Here is a 25140-nt window from a genome sequence, read left to right as displayed (position 1 = left end):
GATCCCTTCGACGTTAGGCGCCGGTGAGGCGAGACGACAACGACACGACCGGACATTTTGCCGCAAACCGAAGACACCGGGCCCCAAACGCCCCGAACGGCCCAGTACGTCACCCGGTAGATCCACAAAGGACCATCAGAGCAGGCGCAGCTGCTCCACGGGAGCGGCCTCGGCCGCGGGCAGCTGGGGACCGCGCGATGCGAAACCGGCCTGGGGTGCCAGGCCGTGCCGCCGCAGCAACGGCCCGACCCGTTCCGCCAGCTGCTCCCGGTACTCCTTCCGGACGTAACTTCCGCGCGCGTACAGCTCCCGGTACCGCGGGACGAGCGCCGGGTAGGCACCGGCCAGCCAGCGGCCGAACCACTCGCGGGCGCCGGGCCGCAGGTGCAGCGCGAACGCCGTGACGCTCGACGCGCCGGCGTCGGCGAGCCGCGCGAACAGCGCGTCGAGGGCCTCGGGCGAATCGGTCAGGTACGGCAGCACCGGCGCCACGAGCACCGAGCAGGGCAACCCGGCCTCGCGGGCCTTGCGCACCAGCTCCAGCCGCGCCCGCGGGCTCGGCGTCCCGGGTTCGAGACGGTGCTGCAGCTCGTCGTCGAGGAGCGCGATCGACACCGCGAGACTCACCGGCACGTCGCGGGCGACGTCCTGGAGCAGCGGCAGGTCCCGCGCCAGCACCGTGCCCTTCGTCAGCACCGACAACGGCGTCCCCGAGCGGGCCAGCGCCGTGATGATCCCCGGCATCAGCCGGTAGCGTCCCTCGGCGCGCTGGTACGGATCGGTGTTGGTGCCCATCGCGACGTGCTCGCGCCGCCACGACGGCTTCTTCAGCTGCGCCGCCAGCACCTGCGGGGCGTTGATCTTCACGACCACCTGGGTGTCGAAGTCGCGGCCGGCGTCGAAGTCGAGGTAGGTGTGGGTGTTCCGGGCGAAGCAGTTGTGGGACACCATGCCGTCGGCCACGAAGTCGCCGGTGCCGGTGGTGATGTCGTACAGCGGCAGCTGCAGGCCGAGCGGCTCGATCGCCGCCACGCGACGGCGGCTCGCGCCGATCACCGCGCCGTCGAGGGACCGCTTCCAGCCCACCGCGGGGTTGCTCACGTGCAGGAACCGCAGCACCTCGCCGACGCCGCCGAGCAGCCGGATCTCCTGGCGGGTCGGGAACTTCGGGACCTCGTCGAGCTGGTGGGCGAAGCCGAAGCGGGCGAGCGCGGCGACGAACGCGTCGGCGATCTCGGGCTCGTCGTGCGCCACGGCGAGCTGCCCGCGGCCGTAGCCGCCCGCGAGGTCGAAGACGCCGGCCAGGAACCCGCGCTGCCAGTGCGCGTCCGGTTCGGCGGGGACCTGGAGGAACGCGACCGACGCGCCGAAGTCCGGCAGGTACCCGAGCGCGCGTGCCGCGGCGTCGGTCTCGGCCGCGAACCCGCCGGAGCGCAGCATCCCGCACAGGTAGCCCGCCCGGTACCCGAGCGTCTCGTCCGGTGTCGGCTCGAACCGGCCGACGCCGATCAGCTCGGTGCCGGGTTCCAGGTGCGGCCGCTGCGCGGCGCCGAACTTGCTGCCGGTGACGTGCTTCCAGCCCTTGGCCGTGAGGAACCGGTGGTCGCCGCCGGCGACGAGCCGGGTGCCGTCTTCCAGGGTGACGCGGTAGGCGTCGCGCAGGGTCGTCCAGTGGGCGAGGACCCGGGTGGGCACCAGCCGCCGGGACGCGCCGTGGCCGCGGGTACCGTAGATCTCTTCGCCGACCTTCAGCTCGGCCAGCGCCTTCGTGCGGCCGTCCGCGAGCAGGATCCGGGTGCCGCCTTCGAGGCAGTACGTGCAGGCGTGGGAGCAGCCGCGGTAGGGGTTGACGGTCCAGCCGAACGGCACCCCGGACCCCGCGGGCACCTTGTTCAGCACCGACCGGGCGTGCACCTCGTGAAAGGTGACGCCGTCGAATTCCGGTGACCGCACCGACCGCACCAGGCCCTCCAGCCCGGGCAGTGCCGGCTCACCCTCCCCTGCTCGCTGCCGATCCCATCGCACGGCGCCAGTCGAACATATGTTCTAAGCGAGTGTCAAACCGGTTCGGGGCAAGCGGATCACGTGGTGCCGGTGTGACTCCTGAGGCGGCTCAGGAGAAGCGGTCCAGTGCGCGGATCTTGTTGGTCGCGTCCAGGGCCGCGACCTTGTACGCCTCCGACAGGGTCGGGTAGTTGAACACCGCGTCGACGAGGTAGTCGACCGTGCCGCCGCAGCCCATCACCGCCTGTCCGATGTGGACCAGGTCGGTCGCGCCCGTGCCGAACACGTGCACGCCCAGCAGTTTCCGGTCCGCCGTGGACACCAGCAGCTTGAGCATGCCGTAGCTGTCGCCGGTGATCTGGCCGCGCGCCAGCTCCCGGTAGCGGGCGATGCCGACCTCGTACGGCACCGACGACGACGTCAGCTGGGCCTCCGTCGCGCCGACGTAGGAGATCTCCGGGATCGTGTAGATGCCGATCGGCTGCAGCGCGCCCAGCCCGTTCGCCGGCTCGCCGAACGCGTGGTACGCCGCGAGCCTGCCCTGGTCCATCGACGTCGCCGCCAGGGCCGGGAAGCCGATCACGTCGCCGACCGCGTAGATGTGCGGCACCTCGGTGCGGTAGTGCTCGTCGACGACGAGCCTGCCGCGCTCGTCCGCCGCCAGGCCCGCCAGCTCCAGGGCGAGGTCGCCGGTCATGCCCTGGCGGCCCGCCGAGTACATGACGCCGTCGGCCGGGATGCGCTTGCCGCTGACCAGGGTCGTGATGGTCGCGTCGTCGGACACCGCGACGTCGGCGACCTTCTCCCCGAAGCGGAACGTGACGCCGAGGTCGCGCAGCTGGAACTTGAGCGACTCGACGATCTCGGGGTCGCAGAAGTCCAGCATGTTGTCGCGCTGCTCGACGACGGTGACCCGCGAGCCGAGCGCGGCGAACATCGACGCGTACTCGATCCCGATCACCCCGGCGCCGACCACGACCAGCGTCGACGGGATCTGCTCGAGCCGCAGGATCTCGTCGGAGTCGAGCACGCGCGCGGCGTCGAAGTCGACCTGCTTCGGCCGCGCGGGCCGGGTCCCGGTGGCGATCACGACGAAGTCCGCGGACAGCGTCCGCCGGTCGCCGCGGTGGCGGCCCTCGATGACGACGGTGTGCGGGTCGGCGAACGAGCCGGTGCCGGCGATCAGGTCGACGTGGTTGCGCAGCAGCTGCGCGCGCACGACCTGGACCTCGCGCCCGACCACGTGCTGGGTGCGCGCCAGCAGGTCGGCGATGGTGATGTCCTGCTTGACGCGGTAGCTCGCGCCGTACAGCTCGCGCTGGTTCATGCCGGTCAGGTAAAGCACTGCTTCGCGCAGTGTCTTGGACGGGATCGTGCCGGTGTTGACGCACACCCCGCCGACCATGTCGTGCCGGTCGACGACCGCCACCCGCTTGCCGAGCTTCGCCGCGGCGATCGCGGCCTTCTGTCCGCCGGGGCCCGAACCGATGACGATGAGGTCGTACTCGTGCTCGCTCACGACGTCGAGCCTGCGCACCCGGCGGCCCCGGCGCAACCCCTCACCGGTGAAGATCCGCGCGCGAACCCGTCACGGGGCTAGCGTGACCGGGTGCTGCGGGTTTCGCTGCTGGGCGAGCAGGTGATCGCCGACGACGCGACCGGCGCCGTGCTGACGCGGTCGCCGCGGTCGGTCGCGCTGGTGGCCTACCTCGTCGTGCACGCCGGCCTGGCGCAGCCCCGCCGCCTCATCGCCGGGCTGTTCTGGCCCGATTCCACCGACGCGCAGGCGCTGACCAACCTGCGCCGCGAACTCCACCAGCTGCGCCACGTGCTGGGCGAGCAGCCGTCGCTGGCCGTCACCGGGCGCGACCTGTGCTGGCGCGACACGCCGTCGAGCCGGGTGGACGTGCGGGAGTTCGACGCCGCCCGCCGGGCCGCGCTGGCCACCGGGGACGCGCGGGGCGTGCTCACCCACGCCCACGCCGCGCTGGCCGCCTACCGCGGCGAGCTGCTGCCGGGCCTGGCCGACGACTGGGTCCTGGCGGCCCGCGCCGAGCTCGACCGCCAGTGCGTCGAACTGTGCGACCTGATCTGCCGGACGCCGTCGGGCGACAGCGCCGCCGCGCTCGCCGCCGCGCGCCGCCGGATCCGGCTGCGCCCGCTGGAGGAAACCGGCTACCGGACGCTGATGCGGCTGCAGGCCGACGCCGGGGACCGGGCGGGCGCGATGAGCACGTACCACCGGTGCGCGTCGGTCCTCGAACGCGAGCTCGGGGTCGTGCCCGCGGAGCCGACGCGCGCGGCACTGCAGCGGCTGCTCGCCCGGCCCGGCCCCGAGGTCGGGCGGGCGGCGGCGCCCGGGCTCGTCGGCCGGGCCGCCGAACTGGCGCGGCTCGGCGAAGCGTGGCGCGCGGCCGCGGCGGGCCACGCCGGCGTCGTCCTCGTCCGCGGGGACGCCGGGGTCGGCAAGACGCGGCTGGTCACCGAGTTCGCCGGGCTGGCTCGCGCGGAAGGCGCCGTGGTGGCCACCGGCCGCTGCTTCGGCTCGGCCGGGCAGCTCCCGCTGGCGCCGGTGGCCGAGTGGCTGCGCACCCCGGCCGTCCAGCGGGCCGCGGCCGCCCTGGACCCGGTGTGGCGCGCCGAAGTCGACCGGCTGCTGCCGGCCGCGCGGCCGGTCGCGGGCGGGCACCCGATGGTCGACGCGTGGCAGCGCCTGCGGTTCTTCGAAGGGCTGGCCCGCGCACTCACCGCCGGCGAACGCCCTGTCCTGCTCGTCCTCGACAACGCGCAGTGGTGTGACGAAGAAACGAGCGCGTTCGTCACTTTCTGCCTCGGTCTCGCGCCGGACGCGCCCCTGCTGGTCGCCGTGACCCTCCGCGAAGGCGAGGCCGGCGCCGGCGCCTGGATCACCCAGCTGCGCGAGGACGGCAAGCTGACCGAACTCCCCCTGCGTCCCTTCGACGCCGACGGCACGGCTCAGCTCGGCGAAGCGGTCGCCGGCCGCCCGCTGTCCGAACCGGACCGGACGCTGCTGCACGCGGCCACCGGCGGGTTCCCGCTGTACGTCGTGGAAGCCCTGCGCACCAGCGCTTCCCCACCGGCCGGCCGGCTGACCGGAGTGCTGCGGGCCCGGCTCGAACAGCCCGGCCCGGCGGCCCGCGAGGTCGCCGGGCTCGCCGCCGCGGCCGGCCGGGACTTCACCCTGGAACTGCTCGCCGAAGCCAGCGACCTCGACGCGGACACCGTCGTCGACGCGGTCGACGAGCTGTGGCGGCGCCGGATCCTGCGCGAGGTCGGCGGCGGCTACGACTTCACCCACGACCTGCTGCGCGACGCCGCCTACCAGCAGGTCAGCCCGCCGCGCCGGTGGCTGCTGCACCGGCGGCTGGCGCAGGGCATCGAGCTGCTGCACGCCGGCGACCCCGACGCCGTGGCCGCGCAGCTGGCCGAGCAGTACGCCCGCGGCGGCCGCCCGGACCGCGCGGTCGAGCACTACCGGCGGGCCGCAGCCGTCGCCACGCGGACGTTCGCCCACGCCGAAGCGATCCGGCTGCTGAAGGAAGCGCTCGCGCTCGTGCGCACCCGGCCGCCGAGCGGCAACCGCGACCGCGCCGAGCTCGCCGTCCTCGAAGCGCTCGCCGGGCCGCTCAACGCCCACCAGGGCTACGCCTCCCCCGAGCTGCACCGCACCCTGGAGCAGTCGCTCGCACTCGCGGAATCGCTGGACAGCCAGGATTCCGCGCTGACCGCGCTGCTGGAGCTGTGGTCGTCCCAGTTCGTCCGGGGCCGGACCGCGCAGGCGCACGAGTCGGCCGAACGCGCGCTCTCGCTGCTCGCCCCCGGGACGAGCCCGGCGCTGAGCGGCTCGGCGCACTTCATCGTCGCGGGCTCGTCGGTGAGCCTGGGCCGCCCGGCCGAGGGGCTGCGGCACTTCGAGCTGGGGGCCGAGCGCACGCGGGGCGCGTCGACCTGGCCGATCGGCACCCGGCCCGACATCCACGGGCCGGCCTGGGCGGCCCACGCGCACTGGCTGCTCGGCCACGACGACGCGGCCGTGGCGAGCAGCGCCGAAGCCGTCGAGCGGGCTCGCGCGGCCGGGCACCCGTACAGCCTGACCATCGCGCTGGCCTACGCCGGGATCACCCACCAGCTGCGCCGCGACCGGGCGGCGCTGTCGGCGACCGTGGCGGAGCTGCGCGGCCTGTGCGACCGGTACGGGTTCGCCTACTACCGGGAGTGGGCGCTGGTGCTGGGCGGCTGGGCACGCGGCGGCGCGGCGGGACTGGCCGCCACCCAGGCGGGCGTCGCGCACCTCAAGGCCGAGGGAGCGTTCGCCCGGATGCCGTACTGGCTGACGCTGGTGGCCGAGCTGTCGGCACCCGGCGCGGCCCGCGCGACGCTCGACGCGGCGCTCGCCGCCGGGGAGGCCCGCGACGACCGCTGGTGGCTGCCGGAGGTGCTGCGGCTGCGGGCCGCGCACGACGCCGACCCGGGCCCCCGCCTGCTGGCCGCCGCGGAGCTGGCCCGCGCCCAGGGCAGCGTCGCCCTGCTGCGGCGCTGCGAGGCGGATCTGGCCGTCTCCGAACCGTCCTGAACGGACCGAACGCTTCGCGAACGCCCGGTGCCTACGTTCGCCTCGAACCGGAAAATCCGAGAGGGGCCCACCCATGACCACCACCGCGTTGCCGCACGAACCTTTGGCCGCCACCCTGCGCGGCACCCTCGTCACGCCGGCGGACCCGGGCTACGACGAAGCCCGCGCCGTCTACAACGCCATGATCGACAAGCGGCCGGCGGCGATCGCCTACTGCCGCGACGCCGCCGACGTCGTCGCCTGCGTCCGCTACGGCCGCGAACAGGGCCTCGACCTCGCCGTGCGCGGCGGCGGCCACAACGCGGGCGGCCTCGGCGTCGCCGACGGCGCGCTGGTCATCGACCTGTCCGGGCTGCGCAGCACGACGGTCGACCCGGTGCACCACACCGTCCGCGCCGACGCCGGCTGCACCTGGGGCGACGTCGACCACGCGACGGTCGCGTTCGGCATGGCGACGCCGTCGGGCATCGTCGCTTCGACGGGCGTCGCGGGCCTGACCCTCGGCGGCGGCATCGGCTACCTGGCCCGCCGCTTCGGCCTGACCGTCGACAACCTGCTCGGCGCGGACGTCGTCCTCGCGGACGGCTCGTTCGTGCAGGCTTCGGAGTCTTCGCACCCCGACCTGTTCTGGGCGCTGCGCGGCGGCGGCGGCAACTTCGGCGTCGTCACGTCGTTCACGTTCCGCTGCCACGACGTCGGCGAGCACGGCTCGGTGATCGCCGGACCGGTGCTCTACGACCTGGCCGGCACGCCGGACGTGCTGCGCTGGTACCGGGAGCTGCTGCCGTCGCTGCCGGAGGAGCTGAACGGCTGGTTCGGCCTGCTGACCGTGCCACCCGCGCCGCCGTTCCCGGAAGAGCTGTGGGGCCGCAAGGCGTGCGGCATCGTCTGGTGCTACACCGGCGCGCACGCCAAGGCGGACGAGGTCCTGGCGCCGGTCCGCGGCTTCGGCTCACCACTGCTGGTGGGGCTGCAAGAGATGCCGTACACGGCACTGCAGGGCGCGTTCGACGCGCTGTACCCCGCCGGGCTGCAGTGGTACTGGCGCGCGGACGTGTTCCACGAGATCTCCGACGCGGCGATCGACATCCACCTCAAGCACGGCGAGGCGTTGCCGACGATGCATTCGTCGATGCACCTGTACCCGATCGACGGCGCCGCGAGCCGGGTGGCACCGGACGCGACGGCGTTCCCGCACCGCTCGGGCGGCTGGTCGGGCGTGATCGTCGGAGTCGATCCTTCGCCGGAGAACGCGGACGCCATCTCACAGTGGACACGGGACTACTGGGAGGAACTGCACCCGACGTCGGCGGGCGGAGCGTACGTCAACTTCATGATGGAGGAGGGCCAGGACCGCGTCCGGGCTTCCTACCGAGGCAACTACGAGCGCCTGGCAGCCGTCAAACGCCGGTACGACCCGGAGAACATCTTCCACGTCAACCAGAACATCCGCCCGGCCTAGCCCAAGTCCGTGAATGGCACATTGAGGGACTCTACGTCCCTCAATGTGCCATTCACGGACTTGCGGTTCAGGAGCGGAGGGCGCCGCGGTGGCGCTGCCAGTCCGTGACCGTGTCCAGGCCGGACTCGATCTCTTCGGTCAGCAGTGCCGCCAGCTGCGCCGCAACAGCGCTGCCCAGCAGCTCGCCCGCCCGGTCCAGCAGCGGCAGCGCCTCCCACGGCGACGTCGCCAGCGAACCCACCGTGACCCCCGCGTCCGGCGGGGCGAGCGCCTCCTCCAGGCCGAACCGCCCGGCCGCCAGCAGGGCGGCGACGACCAGGTGGGGCTGGGCGTCGGCGCCCGCGAAGCGGAACTCCAGGCGGGGGCTCGACGACGGCCCGGCCACCCGCACCGACGCCGTCCGGTCGTCGTGGCCCCAGCGGACCTCGCGGGGCGAGAACGGCGCGGTCCGCAGCCGGACGTAGCCGTTCCACGTCGGGGCCCAGATCGCCGTCAGCGCCCGCGCGTCCCGCAGCACTCCGGCCAGGAACCCGCCCAGCAGATCGGGTTCCGAACCGTCCATTGCGGACAGTGACAGGTGCACATGCCCGGAGTTGCCCTGCCCCGGCTCCGGCGCGGCCAGGTAGTCGGCGGTGACGCCGTGGCGCGCGGCGACCCGCCGCACGATCAGCTGCTGCAGCAGGACGTCATCGCACGCGGCCAGTGCGTCCCGGTGGCGCAGCACGATCTCGTACTGCCCCGGGTGGCATTCGGCGCGCGCCGACTCGACGCCCAGCCCCGCGTCGTCCAGCGCCGTCCGCAGCTCGCGCAGCAGCGGCGCCAGGCGTTCGGTTCCGCCCACCGCGTAGTCGACGCCGTGCGCGGTGAGCGGCGCGCCGCCGGGGTCGCGGAACACGACCTCGTGCTCGATGCCCACCGACGGCACCAGCCCGAGGCCTTCCAGCGCCGCCAGCTGCCCGCGCAGCACCTCGCGCGGCGCGAGCTCCGCGACGGTCCCGGACGGCCATTCGGCGTCGCACACCACCGCCCACGTCCGCTCCCCCAGCGGGATCGCGCTCGCCGCGTCGGGCCGCATCCGCAGGTCGCCGAAGCCTTCGAGGTAGCCGCCGAGCACGCCGGACGCCTTGAGCGGGTCACGCGAAGGCGTCCACGCGAAGACGTAGCTGCAGACGCCGTAGCCGTCGTCGAGCACCGAAGCGGCGAACGGCGCGGCCAGTTCGACACCGGCGAACCGGGCGTGCGGGTCGGGCACCAGCAGGAGCAGCCGGGTACCGTCTTCGTCCAGGATTCCGCGCAGCACGGCCGATCCCGCGGAAGCCGCCGCGCGCCGGGCGGACAGCGAGCGCGGCCCGGCCGGCCGCGCGAACGCCGTCACCAGGCGCCATCCGGGTCCGGGGCGTGCAGCGGGTTCGGCACCCGGCCCCAGCGGACGTCGAACTCGTCGTCGCGCTCCACCTTGTCGAAGCCCTGGCCGGCGAAGTGCTCCCGGTTGAGCGTCACGCGCTCGACGTCGGGGGCGAACAGGCGGCACGCGTCGAAGCGCGCGGCCACGTCCGGGTTCTCGTCGCGGTAGCGGCCGACGATCTCCCGGACCGGCGCCCAGAACGCCGCCCGCGGCAGGCCGAGCTCGTCGAGCAGGACTTCGGCCCAGAACCGGAACTGGCCGGAGAACACCGAGCTGAACAGCGACTGGGCCAGCAGGTGCGCCGGCCAGCGCAGCATGTCCGCCGCGGCTTCGGGCGGGAGGCTCTCGTAGCTTTCGACCTGCTCGTCGAGCAGGTCGACGCCCTGGGCGAAGTCCTTGATCAGCACCCGCCGCGGGAACCCGGCGGCGTCGACGACGAGGACCAGGTTCTGGCCGTGCGGGCAGAACCCGACGCCGTGGCGCAGGAGCCACTGCAGCAACGGCGTCAGCACCAGGTCGAAAAGGCGCGTCAGCCACGCTGTCGCGTCCCCGCCGCCGATCAGGTGCGACAGCATCGAGACGCCGTCCGGCCCGCGGTAGGGCAGCGCGGCGAACGAAATCGCGCGCTCCTCCTCCGCGAGCTGAATGGGCTCCCGCCACAGCGCGCCCAGGGTTTCGTGGAACCGGTACGGCAGTTCCTCGAGGTGCCCGAACAGCGGGTGCTTCACCGACACGCTCGCGACTTCGCCGAGCAGCCCGAACCGGTACTTCTCGGTCAGCAGCGGGTCGGCCGCGCCGATCCGGCGCAGCCAGGTCGTCACCGACGGCCCGGCGAGCGTGGCCGCGGAGTTGAGCCCGCGGTAGACGAGCGTGTTCCGCACCGACACGGCGGTCTTGACGTCGTGGCGGCCGGGCGTGCTCACGTTCGCCAGGGTCCGGACCGTCTGGTGCGGCCGGTAGCCGTCGGCGCTCTCCCCGAGGTCGATCACGACACCGGTGGCGAGTTCGGCGGCGTAGAGCGTGCCGAGGACTTCGTCGGCCTGCCACGGGTGCACGGGCACCCACACGTAGTCCTCGGGTGCCTTCGCGGCGAACTCTTCCCGCAGTTCGCCGAGTTCGGCGGCCAGCAGCGCGTCCCGGCTCAGCTCGTCGACGCAGCGGAACTCGGCGTGGTCCGGGTGGACGGCGAACCAGCGCAGCCGGATGTCCTCGCCTGCCTCGGGCGCGTACCGGGCCCGGTCGGCCGCGGAAAACCCGACGCGGCCCTTGTTGAGCACCAGCCGCGGATGACCGGTCAGGTGCCCGTCGGCCACGTTGTAGTCCATCGTGGACAGTTCCGTGGCGGTCGGCGCGCGCCGCAGCCGGGCGGCCTCGTTGGCGACCGTCGAGGTCAGCTCGGCGAGCACGTCGGCCAGCCGCAGCCCGCTCAGCCCCAGGACTTCGCGGGCGTCCACGACGAGGGTGCGTGGGTCGGTGACCGGTTCGCCGGACCGGCGCGCGCTGCCCGGCTCGACCGTCCAGGCGTCGAACGCGCCGCGCCGGGCCCGGAACGTGTAGGTGGCGCCGGGTAGCTCCAGCCGGTACGCGTCGTCGCCGTCGACCGGCTCCAGCATGTGCTCATAGGACAGTTCGCCGAGCATCTTGTGCGTGATCAGGGCACCGGCCGCGCGCCAGGCGGCCGCGTCGTCGAGGGTCACTTCTCCTCCAGGCCGAACGTCGTGAAGGCGGTGCGGTCGGGCAGCTCGTGCACGGTCTTGCCGCACACCGCGTTGAGGATGACGGCCGCGCGCCAGGCGCCGAGGCCGAGGTCCGGGGCGCCGGGCCCGTGGGTGTGCCGTTCGGCGTTCTGCACGAACAGCGGCCCCGGCACGTCGAGCGCGACGCGGTAGCCGGCGCCGACTTCGAGCCGGCCCTGCCGGTCGCGGTGGACGGCGTCGCCGAGCCCGGCCAGCAGCGACCGGGTCGGCGTCTCGGTGTAGCCGGTGGCCGCGACGACGGCGGCCGTGCGCAGGGTGCCGCCGCGGCCCTGCTGCGCGTGCCGGACGCCGAGTTCGATCTGTCCGTCCACCGTAGACGCCGAGACGACTTCGACGCCGGGGGTCAGCACCGCACCCGGCGGGCCGATGATGCTGCGGCGGTAGAGTTCGTCGTGGATCGCGCCGATCGTCTCGGCGTCGATTCCCTTGTACAGCTGCCATTGCGCGGGCAGCAGCCGGTCGCGGACGGCTTCGGGCAGGCCGTGGAAGTACGCCGTGTAGTCCGGGGTGAACTGCTCCAGCCCGAGCTTCGAGTACTCCATCGGCGCGAACGCCGGCGTCCGCGCCAGCCAGCGCAATCCGTCCATAGTGGACCGTGAGCGCAGCAGGTCGAGCACGACTTCGGCCCCGGACTGACCGGACCCGACGACCGTGACGCTCTCGGCGGCGAGGAGTTCCTCCCGATGCGCCAGGTAATCGGCCGAGTGCAGGGCCAGGACGCCGGGATCCGCGACCAGGTCGCGCAGGGGTTCCGGCACCGACGGCACCGAACCGACGCCGAGCACGACGTTGTCTGCGAGCACCGGTTCCTGCCCGGCGATCGTCAGTTCGAAGGCGTCGCCGGCCCAGCGGAGGCCGGTCACTTCGTGCCCGAAGTGACACGACGGCAGCCGGGCCGCGGCCCACCGGCCGTAGTCGTCGTATTCGGCGCGCAGCGGGTGGAACCGCTCGGCGAAGTAGAACGGCAGCAGGCGGCCGCGGTCGCGCAGGTAGTTGAGGAAGGAGAACGGGTTCGTCGGGTCGGCGAGCGTCACCAGGTCGGCCAGGAACGGCACCTGCAGCGTCGCGCCCTCGACCAGCAGGCCGGGGTGCCACCGGAACTCCGGGCGGGCGTCGAAGAACACCGCGTCGAGCCCGTCGACCGGGGCGGCGAGCGCCGCGAGCGAGAGGTTGAACGGCCCGATCCCGACACCGGCCAGGTGGTGGCGCCTCACGAAGCGACCGGGCTTTCCCGGCCGGCGACGAGCTCGGCGCCGGCCGTGGCGGCGATCCGGTCGAGCAGCGGGCCGTAGTCGTCGCCGGTGGTTTCCGGGTGCAGCAGGGTCAGCTTGAGCCACAGCTGGTTCGCGCCACCGGGGCCGGTCGGGAGCGCGGCGCGGCCGATCACCGCGGTGCCCGCCTCGAGCAGCGCGCGGCGCACGCGGGCGACGAGCTCGTCGTCGCCGGTTTCGTCGGCCACGACCGGGCGCAGCACCACAGTGGACAGCTCCGGCGCGCCCCAGAGCCGGAGGCCGGGATGCTCCTCGACGCGCTTCGCGACCTCCGTCGCGGTGGTGCAGCAGCGCTCGACGAGCGCGCCGAGGCCGTCGGTGCCCAGCGCGTGCACGGTGACGGCCATCCGGAAGGCGTCCGGCCGCCGCGACGTCCGGATCGAGCGGCCGAGCAGGTCCGGCAGGCCGGCTTCGGTGTCGTCGTCGGCGTTGAGGTACTCGGCGCGGACGGTCAGCGCGCCGAGGTCGGCGGCCTCGCGGGCGGCGAAGAGCCCGGCCGCGACCGGCTGCCAGCCGAACTTGTGCAGGTCGAGGGCGACGGAATCGGCGAGTTCGAGCCCGGCGAGCTTGCTTTTCAGGGCGTCACTGCACAGCGCCATCCCGCCGTAGGCGGCGTCGACGTGCAGCCGGGCCCCGTTTTGGCGGCAGATCCCGGCGATTTCGGGCAGCGGGTCGAGGGTGCCGGTGTTGGTGGTCCCCGCGGTCGCGACGACGACACTCCGCGCGGTGACGACTTCGGCGAGGGCGCCCGGGAGCAGTCGGTCGCCCTCGCAGGGGACGACGACGGGCGCGGGCAGGCCGAGCAGCCAGGCGGCGCGGGCGACGCTGTGGTGGGCGTTGGCGCCGCAGACGGGCTGGACCCCGGGGTCGCGTTCGCGGGCCAGGAGCAGGCCGAGGAGGTTGGACTCGGTCCCGCCGGTGGTCACCACGGCGTCGGGGGTTTCCGCCTCGGGGTAACACAATCGGGCGATTCCGGCGGTGAACTCGCGCTCGAGCTCGCTGGCGACGGGGGCCTGGTCCCAGGAGTCCATCGAGGGGTTGAGCGCACTCGCGACGACATCCGCGGCGACGGCCACCGCGAGCGGCGGGCAGTGCAGGTGGGCGGCGCAGGCCGGGTCGGCGGGGTCGGCTGAGCCCGCGGCCAGGAGCCGGCTCAGCCCTTCCAGGGCGGCTTCGGCGCCGATCCCGCGGCGGGGCAGCTGAGTGCGGCGGGCGGCCGAAACCGGCGTGGATTCGGTGCCCCGCATCGCAGCGGCGGCCGCGTGGAACCCGCCGCGCTCGACGGCCACGGCCGCCGGGACCGGGTCGCCACGCTCCGCCACCAGTGCCGCGGCCACCGCCGCCGGTCCGCCCGCCGGAACCGGGCCGCGTCGCTCGGCGATTCCGGCCGCCATCCCGCGCAGGGCCGCCGGGATCAGCTCGCCGAGCCTGTCCGCGCCGCCCTCGCCGCCGGCCAGCCCGTCTCCCCGCATGTACCCGCCTTCCTTAGGGTTGCCTACCCTGCGCAACAGTACGGCGACCGGCGGCTGCCTGTCATCCGGCCTGGTCCAGCATGCTCGACCGGGTGGCGGGAACGCGTCGGCCATCGGGAGTAGGTTCACCGCGAGGAGGTGATCAGCGTGCCCAGGTGGGACGTCCTGCTCGCGGTCGGCGCGGGCGGCGCGCTGGGCAGCCTCGCCCGGTACGGCCTTTCGGTGGCGATCCCGCACGCGCGCGGGGAGTTCGCCGTCGCGACGCTGCTCACCAACGTCATCGGCTGCCTCCTCATCGGCGTCCTGATGGCGATCCTGACGACGACGGCCCGGCCGCACCACCTCCTCCGGCCGTTCCTCGGCGTCGGGATCCTCGGCGGCTTCACGACGTTCTCCACGTTCGTGACCGACACCCTCGACGCGGCGACGACCGGGCGGATACTGGTTTCGCTGGCCTACACGCTGGCGTCGGTGGTGCTGTGCCTGACCGCGGTGACGGCCGGCCTGACGGCGACCCGCGCGGTGCGGAAGGGACGCTGATGGAAGGACTGCAAACTCGCCTGACGATCTACATCGGCGAAGACGACCACTGGCACCACAAGCCGCTTTACCACGAGATCGTCCGCCGGGCGCGCGACGCCGGGCTCGCGGGCGCTTCGGTGCTTCGCGGCGTCGAAGGCTACGGCGCGTCCTCGCTGATCCACACGACGCGGATCCTGTCGCTGTCGGAGGACCTGCCGCTGGTGATCGTGATCATCGACGAAGAGGCGAAGCTGCGGGCGTTCCTGCCCCGGCTGGACGAGCTGATCGGCGAGGGCCTGGTGACGCTCGACCAGGTCGAGGTGGTCCGGCACGGGGGGCGGGCGGAGTGACGCCGGTCCTCGTGGCCCTCGGCGGGGCGGTGGGGTCGATCCTGCGCTACCTGACCGACCGGCGGGTGCAGCGGTGGCGTGACTCGCCGTTCCCGTTCGGGACCCTGACGGTGAACATCGCGGGCTCGTTCATCTTGGGCTTCCTGAGCGGCCGGCTCCTGCACGGCGCGGAGCCGTCGTCGGTGCGCGCGCTGGTGGCGGTGGGCTTCTGCGGCGGCCTGACGACGTTCTCGACGTTCGGCTACGAAACCGTGCGGCTGTTCCTGGAGAAGACGCGGCTGTACGCGGTGCTGAACGTGGTGGTGACGGTGGCCGCGGGCCTGGCCGCGGGCGCCATCGGGCTCGCGCTGGCCACCGTCACCTTCACGTGAGAACCCCGGTCAGCGCGGCGCCAGGCCGCGGACCTGCTCGAACGGGTCGTCGCCGGTCGGCAGCAGAGCGATGATCGGTGTCGTCAAGCCGTTGTCCACATAGGACTGCACTTGCTCCCGGCACGACTCGACGCTGCCGTGGATCACCAGTTCGTCCACGACGGAGTCCGGGATCACCTGGTTCGCCTTCTGCCGGTCACCCGCCGCCCACGCCTCGTGCATCGGCGCCAGTGCCTCCCCGCGACCAAGCCATTCGTGGAACGCCGCGTACACCGGAACCGTCAGGTAGCTCGAGATCAGCATCCGGCCCAGACCTCGCGCCGCCTCCGCGTCTTCGGTCGGGCACACGAAGATCCGCGCCGCCAGCTCGACGTCGGGACCGACGACAGCACGCACGCGAGGCACGTCCGAAGCCGCCAGCCAGTTCGTGATCGCGCCGTCCGCTTCCCGCGCGGCCAGGCGAAGCATCCCCGGGCGCAGAGCCGCCAGCATGATCGACGGCGGTGGGTCGGCCGGGCGCTCCAGCCGGAACTTCGAGACCGCGAACGTCTCGTACTTCTCGCTGACCTTCTCCCCCGCCAGCGCCGACCGCAGGAAGCGCAGCGTGTCGCGAGAACGCGCGAAAGGCTCTTCAAACGGAGCCGCGTTCCAGCTGGAGACGATCACCGGGGACGACGCGCCGATGCCGAGGACGAACCGGCCGGGCGCCAGCTCGGCCACCGTCGCCGCCTGCATCGCCAGCAGGCCCGGTCCGCGCGTGTACACCGGGACGATCGCCGTGCCCAGCCGCAGCTGCGGTGCCCACTGCGACGCCAGCACCAGCGGCGTGAACGCGTCCGTGCCCGCCGTCTCCGCCGTCCACGCGTCCGTATAGCCCAGGTCCGGCAGCTGTTCGACCAGCTCGCGGTGCGCCACCAGCGGCACCCCGGTCAGCGGGATCGTGAGGCCCCAGCGGCTCATGCATTCTCCTTGTCGACAGCGGAAAGCTCGCGCAGCAGCCAGTCCACCTGCGTGCGCATCAGGTTCTCCGCGACCTCTTCGGCCTGCGGCGTCATGTGGGTGGCGCCGGCCAGCGGCAGGAAGACGTGCGCACGGCCCTTCGCCAGCAACGCCGACGACAGCCGCAGCGCGTGCGCGACGAACACGTTGTCGTCCGCCAGCCCGTGCACGATCAGCAGGGCGCGGCTCAGCTCGCCCGCGCTCTCGATCAGCGAGTTGTGCGCGTAGCTCTCCGGTTCGTCCTGCGGTTTGCCGAGGTACCGCTCGGTGTAGTGCGTGTCGTACAACGACCAGTCGGTGACCGGCGCGCCCGCGACCGCCGCGTGGAAGACGTCCGGACGCCGCAGCACCGCCAGCGCCGACAGGTAACCGCCGTACGACCAGCCGCGGATCGCGACGCGCTCGGTGTCCAGCTCGGGGAAGGAAACTGCCGCCGCCTGCAGTGCGTCCACCTGGTCCTGCAGCGTGACGTCGGCGAGGCGCCCGGCGATCTCGCGCTCCCACGCCGCGCCGCGGCCGGGCGTGCCGCGGCCGTCCGCGACGAGCACCGCGAAGCCCTGGTCGGCCAGCCACTGCGACGTCAGGTACGCGTTGCGGCTCTGCAGCACGCGCTGGGCGTGCGGCCCGCCGTACGGGTCGAGCAGCACCGGCAGCTTGCCTTCGCTCGGCTCGTACCCCCGCGGCAGCAGCAGCGCCGCGCGCAGGCCCCGCTCCCCCAGCGTCAGCCAGGTCACGTTCGGCACGACGTCCGGGTCCACAGTGGACGCCTCGATCGACGCCACCGGCGAGCCGTCCCGCAGCACCGCTACGCGCGGGCCGCTGTACTCGAGGCTCCACGAAGAAAGCACGGTGACCGCGGCGGACCCGGCGCCGACGTGCACGCCGTCCACAGTGGACAGGCGACGGATCGACGCACCTTCGGTCCGGAAGACGTGGATCTGCGTCGGGTCGTCCTCGGAGGCGCTGAAGAGGATCTCGGCGCCGACGTCGAGCACGGCCCGCAGCTGCAGCCCGGCCGGGGTGACGGCTTCGCCGCCGACGAACAGCCGGTGGTCGCCGTCGACCATGCCCTCGGTGACCAGCCTGCCGTCGGGCGTCCACGCCGGGACGCCGCCGACGATGTCGATCCAGTGCTGGTCGGAGGCGGTGTGCACGACCGACGTCGAGCCGTCGGTGACATCCAAAGAAAGGACGTCCATCCGCTTCTGGTCCCGCGGCTGCACGGCCAGCAGCGGCGGACCCCCGGCGGACCAGTGCACCGACGCCAGGTACTCCCACTCGCCGGGCGAGACGTCCACGCGGGAGCCGTCCAGGCCGAGCACCGCCAGGGAAACGAGCGCGTTCGTGGTGCCCGCGGCCGGGTAGGCGACGACGTTGGCCGGGTTCTGCGGGTTGGCGGGGTCGGCGATGGTCCAGCGCGGGACCGGGCCGCGGTCGGACCGCTCGGCCAGGACGCTGCGGCCGTCGGGGGCCCACCAGTAGCCGCGGGTGCGGTCCATCTCCTCGGCGGCGATGAACTCGGCGAGGCCCCAGGCGATGTCCTCGCCCTCCTCCTCGACGAGCACGCGGTCGTCGCCGGTCGCCAGCTCCATCACGTGCAGCCGCCGGTTCTGCACGTAGGCGACGTGCGTGCCGGTCGGGTCCGGCCGCGGGTCGATCACCGCGCCGTCGACGCGCAGCGTCACCTCACCCGACGCGAGGTCCAGCGTGTAGAGCTTGCCCGAGAGCGAGAACGCGGCGACCGAGAAGCCCGCGTCCACGCCGTAGTGGACGACGCCGCCGCCGGTTTCGCGGGCCCGTTCGCGCCGCGCGCGCTCCTCGGCGGGCAGCTCCTCCTCGCCGGGCAGCAGCTCGGCGGCGTCGACGAGCTTCTTCTCGGCGCCGGTCGCCAGGTCGGCCGACCAGAGGCTGTGCCGGGGGTCGGTGCCCGACTCCGCGCGCAGGAACAGCACGCGGGAGCCGTCCGGGGCGACCCGGAACTCCTTCGGCGCGCCGAGGGTGAAGCGCTGGGTCCGGGCCTGCTTGCGGAGGAACGGGAGGTCGTCGGCATCGGTCACGTCCGCACTCTTTCAGACGCTCACGCCGGGACGCCAACACCCTTCAGCTTCGCCAGCTCCGCGTCGACGTCGTAGTCCGGCTCGGGGAACTCCGGCCGCAGGTCGGCGAGGGTCTCGATGAGCAGCTCGGCGACGGCCCAGTTGCGGTACCACTTGTGGTCGGCGGGCACCGCGTACCAGGTCGGTGTCTTCTTGAAGATGTCGGCGTAGGCCTCCTGGTAAGCGGGCCAGTGCGCGCGGGCGTCGAGGTCGCCCGGGTTGTACTTCCAGCGCTTCGCCGGCGTGACGAGCCGGGCTTTGAGCCGCGCGAGCTGCTCCTCCGGCGAGATGTGCAGGAACACCTTGAGCACGGTCGTGCCCGCCTCGGCCAGCTCCGCTTCGAACGCGGTGATCTCGGCGTACCGGCGGCGCCGCTCGGCCGCGGTGAGCAGCCCGGACACGCGCGGGACCAGGATGTCCTCGTAGTGCGAACGGTCGAAGACGCCGATCTCCCCGGGCGCGGGCAGCTGCTTGCGGATCCGCCACAGGTAGTGGTGGCGCCGCTCGGCCGCGGTGGGCTTCTTGAACGCGGCGTACCGGACGCCCATCGGGTTCACCAGGCCGAGCACGTGCGAAACCGTGCCGCCCTTGCCGGAGGTGTCCATGCCCTGCAGCACCAGCAGGACGCTGCGCCGTCCACCGCCGACGCCCTCGGCGTAGAGCGCCTCCTGCAGCGCGGACAGCCGCTCGCCGGCGCTCTCGAGCCCGGCGAGAGCCTTGGCTTTCTTGCCGGGCCCGACCGGGGTCGCCCCCGGGTCCGGCAGCTCCGCGCCGACGCGCAGCGCGTCCCGGACCCGGCTTCCGTCGTCGTTCTTGGCCATCCCGCGAAACTACCCGTTCACGCGGCGGCTTTCTCGGCGAAGAGTTTCAGCAGGGTGCCGTGCCCCCCTTCACCCGAGACGCCTTCGCGCACCTTGACGCCGGTTTCGCCGTGCCGCTCGAAGTCGCGGTGCTCCACCTCGACCCGGGTGCTGCGCGGCCCCTCCTCGAGGAATCTGACCTCGATCTCGCTGGCGCGGGCCGGGTCCGGGTCGATCTTCCAGTCGCCGTCGATGCGCCACGAAAGGACCACCCGGACGGGCGGCTCCCAGACGAGCACCTCGCCCCAGTCGCACTCGGCGCCGTCGACCGTCCGCTCGTACCAGCGGCCACCCGGCTTCGGTTCCAGGACGGCCTCGGCGAGGTCGCCCGCCCCGATGTGGTGCTGCCGCGGCCACCAGCTGTCGAAGGCCTCGGTGTAGGTCTTGAACGCGTGCTCGCGCGAACACGCGACGGTGATCGTCTTGCGAACCGGCTCCAGGGTCATGACTGCTCCTCTTCAGGGGATTCTTCGGTGGATTCCGCCAGGTCGGCGAAGGCGCGCAGCGCGTCCGACCACATCCGGTCGAGGTAGGCGCGCACGGCGGCGATGCCGTCGGGTTCGAGGCGGTAGAGCCGCTTCGTGCCCTCGGCCCGGTCCGCGACCAGACCGGCCTCCTTGAGCACCTTGAGGTGCTGGGAGACGGCCGGGCGGCTGATCGGCAGGTCCGCGGCCAGCTCGCCGACCGCGCGGGGCCCGTCGCGGAGCGCTTCGACGATCGCGCGCCGCGACGGGTCGGCCAGCGCGGCCAGCTGGTCGCTTCCGTAAGTCGCCACGAACGGTAAGTTACGACTTACCGAGGCGCCCGTCAACGGTTCCGCAATGTTTCGGTGGCGTGACGCGCGTATTGCGCAACGAACAACGGGTGAAAGCAACGATTCCCGGCTGAACTCTGCGTGTCCGGCCTCTAATCTGAACGCATGACGACGTTCGCCGGCCGGGAGACCGCCGCCCCCACCACCGCGAGCTTCATCGAGCTCGACGAGCAGTGGAGCACGCACAACTACCACCCGCTGCCGGTCGTGATCGCCGAGGCCTCCGGCGCGACGGTGACCGACGTCGAGGGCAAGGACTACCTCGACTTCCTGTCCGGCTACTCGGCGCTGAACTTCGGCCACCGCCACCCGGACCTGATCGCCGCCGCCGTTTCGCAGCTCGGCCGCGTCACGCTGACGTCGCGGGCGTTCCACCACGACCAGCTCGGCCTGTTCTGCCGCGAGCTGGCCGAGCTGACCGGCACCGAGCTGGTGCTGCCGATGAACTCCGGCGCCGAGGCGGTCGAGTCCGCGGTCAAGATCGCCCGCAAGTGGGCGCACCGCGTCAAGGGCGTGCCCGACGGCACCGCCGAGATCATCGTCGCCGGTTCGAACTTCCACGGCCGGACCACCACGATCGTGTCCTTCTCGACCGACGAGACGGCCCGCGCGGACTTCGGCCCGTTCACGCCGGGCTTCGTCACCGTCAAGTACGGCGACGCCGCAGCGCTGCGCGACGCCATCACCCCGCGCACGGCCGCGGTGCTCCTGGAGCCGGTCCAGGGCGAGGCCGGCGTCATCGTGCCGCCGGAGGGCTACTTCGCCGACGTCCGCGCGGCCTGCGACGAGCACGGCGTGCTGCTGATCGCCGACGAGATCCAGTCCGGGCTGGCCCGCACCGGCACCGTGCTGGCGCTGGACCACGAAGGCGTCCGCGCCGACGTGTACACCCTCGGCAAGGCCCTCGGCGGCGGCATCCTGCCGGTGTCCGCGGTCGTCGGGCGGCGCGACGTGCTCGGCGTGCTGAAGCCGGGCGAGCACGGCTCGACCTTCGGCGGCAACCCCCTGGCCTGCGCGGTCGGCCGCGCCGTCGTCAAGCTGCTGAAGACCGGCGAGTTCCAGCAGCGCTCGGCCGAGCTGGGCGCCCACCTCCACGACCGGCTGACCGCGCTGATCGGCAACGGGCTGTCCGAGGTCCGCGGCCGCGGGCTGTGGGCGGGCATCGACATCGCCCCCGGCGGCCCCGAGGGGCGTGCGGCGTCGGAGGCGCTCGCCACCCGCGGCGTACTGTGCAAGGAGACCCACGAGCGCACCCTGCGCGTCGCCCCGCCCCTGGTCATCACCCGCGCGGAGCTGGACCGCGGTATCGACGCGATCGCCGAGGTCATCCGCCCCTGAAACCACCGGATGCCGCCGGGTGAGCCTCTTGCCCCGGCGGCATCCGGGAGCACTTCCGCACCACCCGGTTCAAAGCCGTGAATGGCACATTGAGGGACTTGAAGTCCCTCAATGTGCCATTCACGGCTTCGGGAGAAGATCGTCCCCTTCGGACGTTGTGCCCGGTATGGGATCAGGGGAATGGGTGGAACGGCCGCTGGCCGGCACGGACAGCGTGACGCCGGCCGAGCTGTACGAGCAGGGCAAGCGGCTGCGGGAGAAGACGCCGGCCGCGGCGCACGACCACGAGGTCGCCGCGAAGGACCGCCCGGCCCCGCGCCAGTACTTCGAGGCCACCAACGCCGGACGGCTGCCGGAGCTGGCCGAGCTGCGGCGGGAACGCATGCGGACCTCGCCGTTCACGTTCTTCCGCGGCGCCGCCGGGCTGATGGGCGCCGACCTCGCCGGCACGCCGTCGTCCGGGGTCACCGCGCAGCTCTGCGGTGACGCGCACGCGGCGAACTTCGGGCTCTACGGCACGCCCGAGGGCAAGATCGTGATGGACATCAACGACTTCGACGAGACCGTGCCGGGTCCGTGGGAGTGGGACCTCAAGCGGCTCGCCGCCAGCCTCGTGCTCGCCGGCCGCGAAGGCGGCATCGGCGAGTCCGGCTGCCGCGAGGCCGCCGAAGACGCCGTGAAGTCCTACCGCCGCACCATCCGCGCGCTGGCCGAGCTGCCGTTCCTGCGCAGCTGGAACGCCCTGCCGGACTCGTCGGTGCTGTCGAAGGCCCGCGCGGACGAGCTGATCGACGACTTCGCCGACGCGGCGGAGAAAGCGCGCAAGAACGACAGCGCGAAGGTCACGGCGAAGTGGACCGAACGCGTCGACGACCACGTGACCGGCCTGGCCCGGCACCGGTTCGTCGAAGACCCGCCGGTGCTCACCCACGTCGACGAGGCGACCGCGGAAGCCGTCGCCGCCGGGCTGGCGTCCTATGTGGACACTCTGCGCGAGTCGCGGCGCACGCTGATCGCCCGGTACCGGATCGCCGACGTCGCCTTCCGCGTGGTCGGCACGGGGAGTGTCGGGCTGCGCAGCTACGTCGTCCTGTTGCACGGCAACGACGACGAAGACCTGGTGCTGCAGGTGAAGCAGGCGCAGAAGCCCGCGCTGGCGCCCTACCTGGACCTCCCCGCGGCGGAGCACGAAGGCCGCCGGATCGTCGACGGCGCCCGGCTGGTGCAGGCCGAGACGGACATCCTGCTCGGCTGGACCACGATCGACGGCGTGCCGTTCATCGTGCGGCAGTTCCGGAACCTCAAGGGCGACATCAACCCCGCGGACCTGGAGAAGGACCACCTCGACGACTACGGCAGGCTGGCCGGGGCGCTGCTCGCCCGCGCCCACACGCGGTCGCTGCACCCGAAGCTCCTCTCCGGCTACTTCGCCGAAGATTCCGAGCTCGACGAGGCGATGGGCGCATATGCCGTGCGCTATGCCGACCGGACGGAGGCCGACCACGCCGCCTTCTCCCGTAGCTGACCGGACAGGTCGCCGGTCAACCCTGGAGATCGACTTCCCGCCGTGCTAAATGTGCGCGACCAGGTGACGGCAAGGAGGCAGCGTGGCGGATCCCAACCGGCGGTCGGTGCTCACGGGGGTCGCGGGCGCGGCACTGGCGGTGTCAGCGGCTCCCCCGGCGGCGGCCGCGGGTCCGGTGCGGCGGCGGGCGTTCCGGCTGGGCGTCGACTACACGCCGTCGACACGCTGGTTCCACATGTGGGAGGACTGGCGCGAGGACGACCTGCGCCGCGACCTCGACGACATCGCCGCGCTCGGGCTCGACCACATCCGGATCATGCTGCTCTGGCCGGCCTTCCAGCCGGAACCCGCGTTGGTGAGCGGGGAAAAGCTCGACCGGCTGAGCCGCTTCCTGGACCTGGCCGGCGCGGCCGGGCTGGACGTCGAGGTCACCGTGTTCAACGGCCACATCTCGGCCCGCTACTGGACACCGAACTGGCTGCAGACCACGCCGAAGCCGGTCAACTGGTTCACCGACCCGGCGGCCCTGGACGCGCAGCGCACGCTGCTGACGGCCCTGGCGGCGCGGATCGGGAACCATCCGCGGTTCCTCGGCTTCGACCTGTCGAACGAGCCGTACTACTACTGGGACAACTACGCCGGGCTGTTCGTCACCCAGGCGCAGGCCGACGCGTGGGCGCACACCCTGTGCGAGACAGCCGAAAGCGTCGCTCCCGGCAAGGCGCACACGGTCGGCTGCGACCGCGCGCCGTGGGACGACGGCAGCTACTTCACCCGCCACGGGCTGGCGGACGCGGGGAACGTGGTGGCGATCCACCCGTGGACGTCGTTCTCCGGCACGCTGAAGACGGACCCGCTCGGCGCGTTCGCCACGCACAACGCGGAACGGCTGATCCAGGTGGCGCAGGCGTACGCGACGGACCCGGCGCGCCGGGTCTGGATCCAGGAGGACGGCGCGGCGCCGACGATCCACTTCAGCGACGCGACCCGCCCGCAGTACGGCGAATGGCTGACCCGCTCGATCCGCAACGCCGCTTCCTGCGCCCACACGCTCGGCTTCACCTGGTGGTGCTCCCACGACGTGAATCCCGCGCTGGTCCCGAACCTCAACCCGCTGGAGTACGACCTGGGGCTGTACACGAACGACCGCAAGCTGAAGCCCGCCGGTCAGGCGCTGAAGGCCCTGGTGGCGGAGTTCGACCGGACCCCGCCGGAACCCGAGCCGCGTACGACGGCGATCGTGGTGCCGGACCTCTTCCCGACGTGGGGCAACGACCGGTTCTTCAAGCTGGCGGCCGAGGGGAAGCGGGCGGCGTTCGTGCTGTGGAGCCGCGCTTCGGACACGAACTACCTCAAGCAGCGAGGCATCACCGAACTCATCCAGCTGTGACCAAGGCGGCGACGTCCGCCGCGCAGCCCCAGGCCAGGGTGATCCCCGCGCCGCCGTGGCCGTAGCAGTGCACCACGTCGCCCACCCGCTCCAGCCGCACCTCGCGCCGGTGCGGGCGCAGGCCCACGAGCGACCGCAGCACGGCCGCCCGGGCCAGCCGCGGCTCCAGCTCGCGGCAGCGGCGCAGGATGTCCGCCGTCACCGCCGGGTTCGGGTCGGTGTCGCCGCGGCCCGGCTCCTCCGTGCCGCCGCACACGACGTGGGTGCCGTGCGGGATGACGTACGTCACGCCGGGGCCCGCTTGGTCGACCGCGAACTCCGTCAGGCCCGGGTCGGCGAGGTGCACGACCTGGCCGCCGACCGGGACCATCGCGTCGTCGCCCGCCAGGAGACCCGCGCCGAGGCCCGCCGCGTTGACCACGACGTCGGCGTCGAACGCGGACAGCGACGTCACGGGCCGGTACTCGGCCCGCACGCCGAGCGCGCCGACCCGCTCGAGGAGCCAGGCCAGGTACACCGGCGTGTCGACCACGGCCGTCGTGAACTCGACGCGGTCGCCGTCGCGGGTCGCGTCGTCCACCGCCGTGAGCCACTGCGGATCCGGGTCCCCCGCGGCGAGCAGAACCCGGCCGCGGCGGAACCGCACGCCGGGCGCGTCCTGCCCGCGCAGCACGGTGAGACTGGCCGCGGTCCACCGCACGATCCGTTCGTCCGGCCGGCGAATGGGCGGGTACACCACCCCGCCGGCGATCGCCGACGTCGACTCCTCCGGCGGGGCGGCCGCCACGACCGTGACGTCGTGCCCCGCTTCGGCCAGCCGGTACGCGCTGCTCAGCCCGACGATCCCGGCCCCGACGACTGTGACCCGCATCGGCTCCTCCCAAGTCGCTTCCCCCGCATCGTGGCGCAC

General features: G+C 73.1%; 20 protein-coding genes. 8 read left to right on the top strand and 12 right to left on the bottom strand.

The features are described from left to right. Positions 1-135: 135 nt before the first annotated feature. Entirely contained in the window at positions 136-2025 is a 1890-nt protein-coding gene (locus A3CE_RS0137150; protein WP_185839891.1) for an intein-containing Rv2578c family radical SAM protein, read from the bottom strand. A gap of 88 nt (positions 2026-2113) precedes the next feature. Beyond that, entirely contained in the window at positions 2114-3523 is a 1410-nt protein-coding gene (gene sthA, locus A3CE_RS0137145; RefSeq protein WP_245589646.1) for a Si-specific NAD(P)(+) transhydrogenase, read from the bottom strand. A 90-nt stretch (positions 3524-3613) separates the two neighbouring features. Between sthA and A3CE_RS0137140 the strand changes: the two genes are divergently transcribed. After that, entirely contained in the window at positions 3614-6598 is a 2985-nt protein-coding gene (locus A3CE_RS0137140) for an ATP-binding protein (protein ID WP_020645174.1), read from the top strand. Between the two features lie 73 nt (positions 6599-6671). Then, positions 6672-8060, top strand: coding sequence for an FAD-binding oxidoreductase (locus A3CE_RS0137135; protein WP_020645173.1), 1389 nt, complete (start codon positions 6672-6674; stop codon positions 8058-8060). Positions 8061-8127: 67 nt separating this feature from the next. On the opposite strand, the gene A3CE_RS0137130 is transcribed toward A3CE_RS0137135, so the two are convergent. From A3CE_RS0137130 to A3CE_RS0137115, 4 genes are read right to left on the bottom strand one after another with little or no spacing between them, the layout of a single operon-like run. Then, positions 8128-9435 carry a type I glutamate--ammonia ligase gene (locus tag A3CE_RS0137130; protein ID WP_020645172.1) on the bottom strand — a complete coding sequence of 436 codons (1308 nt, stop codon included), beginning with the start codon at positions 9433-9435 and terminating at the stop codon, positions 8128-8130. Next, positions 9432-11162: an IucA/IucC family protein gene (locus tag A3CE_RS0137125; RefSeq protein ID WP_020645171.1), complete on the bottom strand. Its 1731-nt coding sequence runs from the start codon at positions 11160-11162 to the stop codon at positions 9432-9434. Before A3CE_RS0137125 ends, A3CE_RS0137130 begins: the two co-directional genes overlap by 4 nt. Further along, the gene (locus tag A3CE_RS0137120; protein ID WP_020645170.1) at positions 11159-12436 is read right to left on the bottom strand and encodes a lysine N(6)-hydroxylase/L-ornithine N(5)-oxygenase family protein; all 1278 of its coding nucleotides are present in this window, start codon (positions 12434-12436) and stop codon (positions 11159-11161) included. Before A3CE_RS0137120 ends, A3CE_RS0137125 begins: the two co-directional genes overlap by 4 nt. After that, entirely contained in the window at positions 12433-13965 is a 1533-nt protein-coding gene (locus A3CE_RS0137115) for a pyridoxal phosphate-dependent decarboxylase family protein (protein WP_020645169.1), read from the bottom strand. The genes A3CE_RS0137120 and A3CE_RS0137115 overlap by 4 nt, the downstream gene beginning before the upstream one ends. A 138-nt stretch (positions 13966-14103) precedes the next feature. Between A3CE_RS0137115 and A3CE_RS0137110 the strand changes: the two genes are divergently transcribed. From A3CE_RS0137110 to crcB, 3 genes are read left to right on the top strand one after another with little or no spacing between them, the layout of a single operon-like run. After that, positions 14104-14505: a fluoride efflux transporter FluC gene (locus A3CE_RS0137110; RefSeq protein WP_020645168.1), complete on the top strand. Its 402-nt coding sequence runs from the start codon at positions 14104-14106 to the stop codon at positions 14503-14505. Next, the gene (locus A3CE_RS0137105) at positions 14505-14837 is read left to right on the top strand and encodes a DUF190 domain-containing protein (protein ID WP_020645167.1); all 333 of its coding nucleotides are present in this window, start codon (positions 14505-14507) and stop codon (positions 14835-14837) included. Before A3CE_RS0137110 ends, A3CE_RS0137105 begins: the two co-directional genes overlap by 1 nt. Beyond that, positions 14834-15208: a fluoride efflux transporter CrcB gene (gene crcB / locus A3CE_RS0137100; protein ID WP_020645166.1), complete on the top strand. Its 375-nt coding sequence runs from the start codon at positions 14834-14836 to the stop codon at positions 15206-15208. The genes A3CE_RS0137105 and crcB overlap by 4 nt, the downstream gene beginning before the upstream one ends. A 9-nt stretch (positions 15209-15217) precedes the next feature. On the opposite strand, the gene A3CE_RS0137095 is transcribed toward crcB, so the two are convergent. Genes A3CE_RS0137095 through A3CE_RS0137075 form a run of 5 tightly spaced genes read right to left on the bottom strand, consistent with a single transcriptional unit; the run spans position 15218 to position 19938 of the window. Then, the gene (locus A3CE_RS0137095; protein ID WP_020645165.1) at positions 15218-16168 is read right to left on the bottom strand and encodes an LLM class F420-dependent oxidoreductase; all 951 of its coding nucleotides are present in this window, start codon (positions 16166-16168) and stop codon (positions 15218-15220) included. Continuing rightward, positions 16165-18264: a S9 family peptidase gene (locus A3CE_RS0137090; protein WP_020645164.1), complete on the bottom strand. Its 2100-nt coding sequence runs from the start codon at positions 18262-18264 to the stop codon at positions 16165-16167. Before A3CE_RS0137090 ends, A3CE_RS0137095 begins: the two co-directional genes overlap by 4 nt. A gap of 20 nt (positions 18265-18284) precedes the next feature. After that, positions 18285-19124 (bottom strand): PPK2 family polyphosphate kinase, encoded by an 840-nt coding sequence (locus tag A3CE_RS0137085; RefSeq protein ID WP_020645163.1) that lies wholly within the window; start codon positions 19122-19124, stop codon positions 18285-18287. A gap of 17 nt (positions 19125-19141) precedes the next feature. Further along, positions 19142-19609 carry an SRPBCC family protein gene (locus A3CE_RS0137080; protein WP_020645162.1) on the bottom strand — a complete coding sequence of 156 codons (468 nt, stop codon included), beginning with the start codon at positions 19607-19609 and terminating at the stop codon, positions 19142-19144. Then, the gene (locus A3CE_RS0137075) at positions 19606-19938 is read right to left on the bottom strand and encodes an ArsR/SmtB family transcription factor (RefSeq protein ID WP_020645161.1); all 333 of its coding nucleotides are present in this window, start codon (positions 19936-19938) and stop codon (positions 19606-19608) included. The genes A3CE_RS0137080 and A3CE_RS0137075 overlap by 4 nt, the downstream gene beginning before the upstream one ends. Before the next feature lie 144 nt (positions 19939-20082). Here A3CE_RS0137075 and rocD point away from each other — a divergent pair, with 144 nt between their 5' ends. The 3 genes from rocD (at position 20083) to A3CE_RS0137060 (ending at position 24230) form a co-directional block, all read left to right on the top strand. Continuing rightward, positions 20083-21315 carry an ornithine--oxo-acid transaminase gene (gene rocD / locus A3CE_RS0137070; protein ID WP_020645160.1) on the top strand — a complete coding sequence of 411 codons (1233 nt, stop codon included), beginning with the start codon at positions 20083-20085 and terminating at the stop codon, positions 21313-21315. 166 nt (positions 21316-21481) lie between these two features. Continuing rightward, positions 21482-22840 (top strand): DUF2252 domain-containing protein, encoded by a 1359-nt coding sequence (locus tag A3CE_RS0137065; RefSeq protein WP_026469221.1) that lies wholly within the window; start codon positions 21482-21484, stop codon positions 22838-22840. An 82-nt stretch (positions 22841-22922) separates the two neighbouring features. Then, positions 22923-24230: a glycoside hydrolase 5 family protein gene (locus tag A3CE_RS0137060; RefSeq protein WP_020645158.1), complete on the top strand. Its 1308-nt coding sequence runs from the start codon at positions 22923-22925 to the stop codon at positions 24228-24230. On the opposite strand, the gene A3CE_RS0137055 is transcribed toward A3CE_RS0137060, so the two are convergent. Next, the gene (locus tag A3CE_RS0137055; protein ID WP_020645157.1) at positions 24217-25101 is read right to left on the bottom strand and encodes an FAD-dependent oxidoreductase; all 885 of its coding nucleotides are present in this window, start codon (positions 25099-25101) and stop codon (positions 24217-24219) included. The two genes, A3CE_RS0137060 and A3CE_RS0137055, sit on opposite strands and share 14 nt — an antisense overlap. Between the last annotated feature and the right edge of the window lie 39 nt (positions 25102-25140).

The organism is Amycolatopsis balhimycina FH 1894 (genome assembly GCF_000384295.1).
GTDB lineage: Bacteria > Actinomycetota > Actinomycetes > Mycobacteriales > Pseudonocardiaceae > Amycolatopsis > Amycolatopsis balhimycina.
This window is presented reverse-complemented; position numbering and strand designations above follow the sequence as displayed.

Excerpts from the sequence above, each read along its gene's own strand:
- A3CE_RS0137135 (WP_020645173.1), top strand. The coding sequence starts at position 6,672 with ATGACCACCACCGCGTTGCCGCACGAACCTTTGGCCGCCACCCTGCGC.
- A3CE_RS0137115 (WP_020645169.1), bottom strand. The coding sequence starts at position 13,965 with ATGCGGGGAGACGGGCTGGCCGGCGGCGAGGGCGGCGCGGACAGGCTC.
- A3CE_RS0137105 (WP_020645167.1), top strand. The coding sequence starts at position 14,505 with ATGGAAGGACTGCAAACTCGCCTGACGATCTACATCGGCGAAGACGAC.
- A3CE_RS0137095 (WP_020645165.1), bottom strand. The coding sequence starts at position 16,168 with ATGAGCCGCTGGGGCCTCACGATCCCGCTGACCGGGGTGCCGCTGGTG.
- A3CE_RS0137085 (WP_020645163.1), bottom strand. The coding sequence starts at position 19,124 with ATGGCCAAGAACGACGACGGAAGCCGGGTCCGGGACGCGCTGCGCGTC.
- A3CE_RS0137080 (WP_020645162.1), bottom strand. The coding sequence starts at position 19,609 with ATGACCCTGGAGCCGGTTCGCAAGACGATCACCGTCGCGTGTTCGCGC.
- rocD (WP_020645160.1), top strand. The coding sequence starts at position 20,083 with ATGACGACGTTCGCCGGCCGGGAGACCGCCGCCCCCACCACCGCGAGC.
- A3CE_RS0137065 (WP_026469221.1), top strand. The coding sequence starts at position 21,482 with ATGGGATCAGGGGAATGGGTGGAACGGCCGCTGGCCGGCACGGACAGC.
- A3CE_RS0137055 (WP_020645157.1), bottom strand. The coding sequence starts at position 25,101 with ATGCGGGTCACAGTCGTCGGGGCCGGGATCGTCGGGCTGAGCAGCGCG.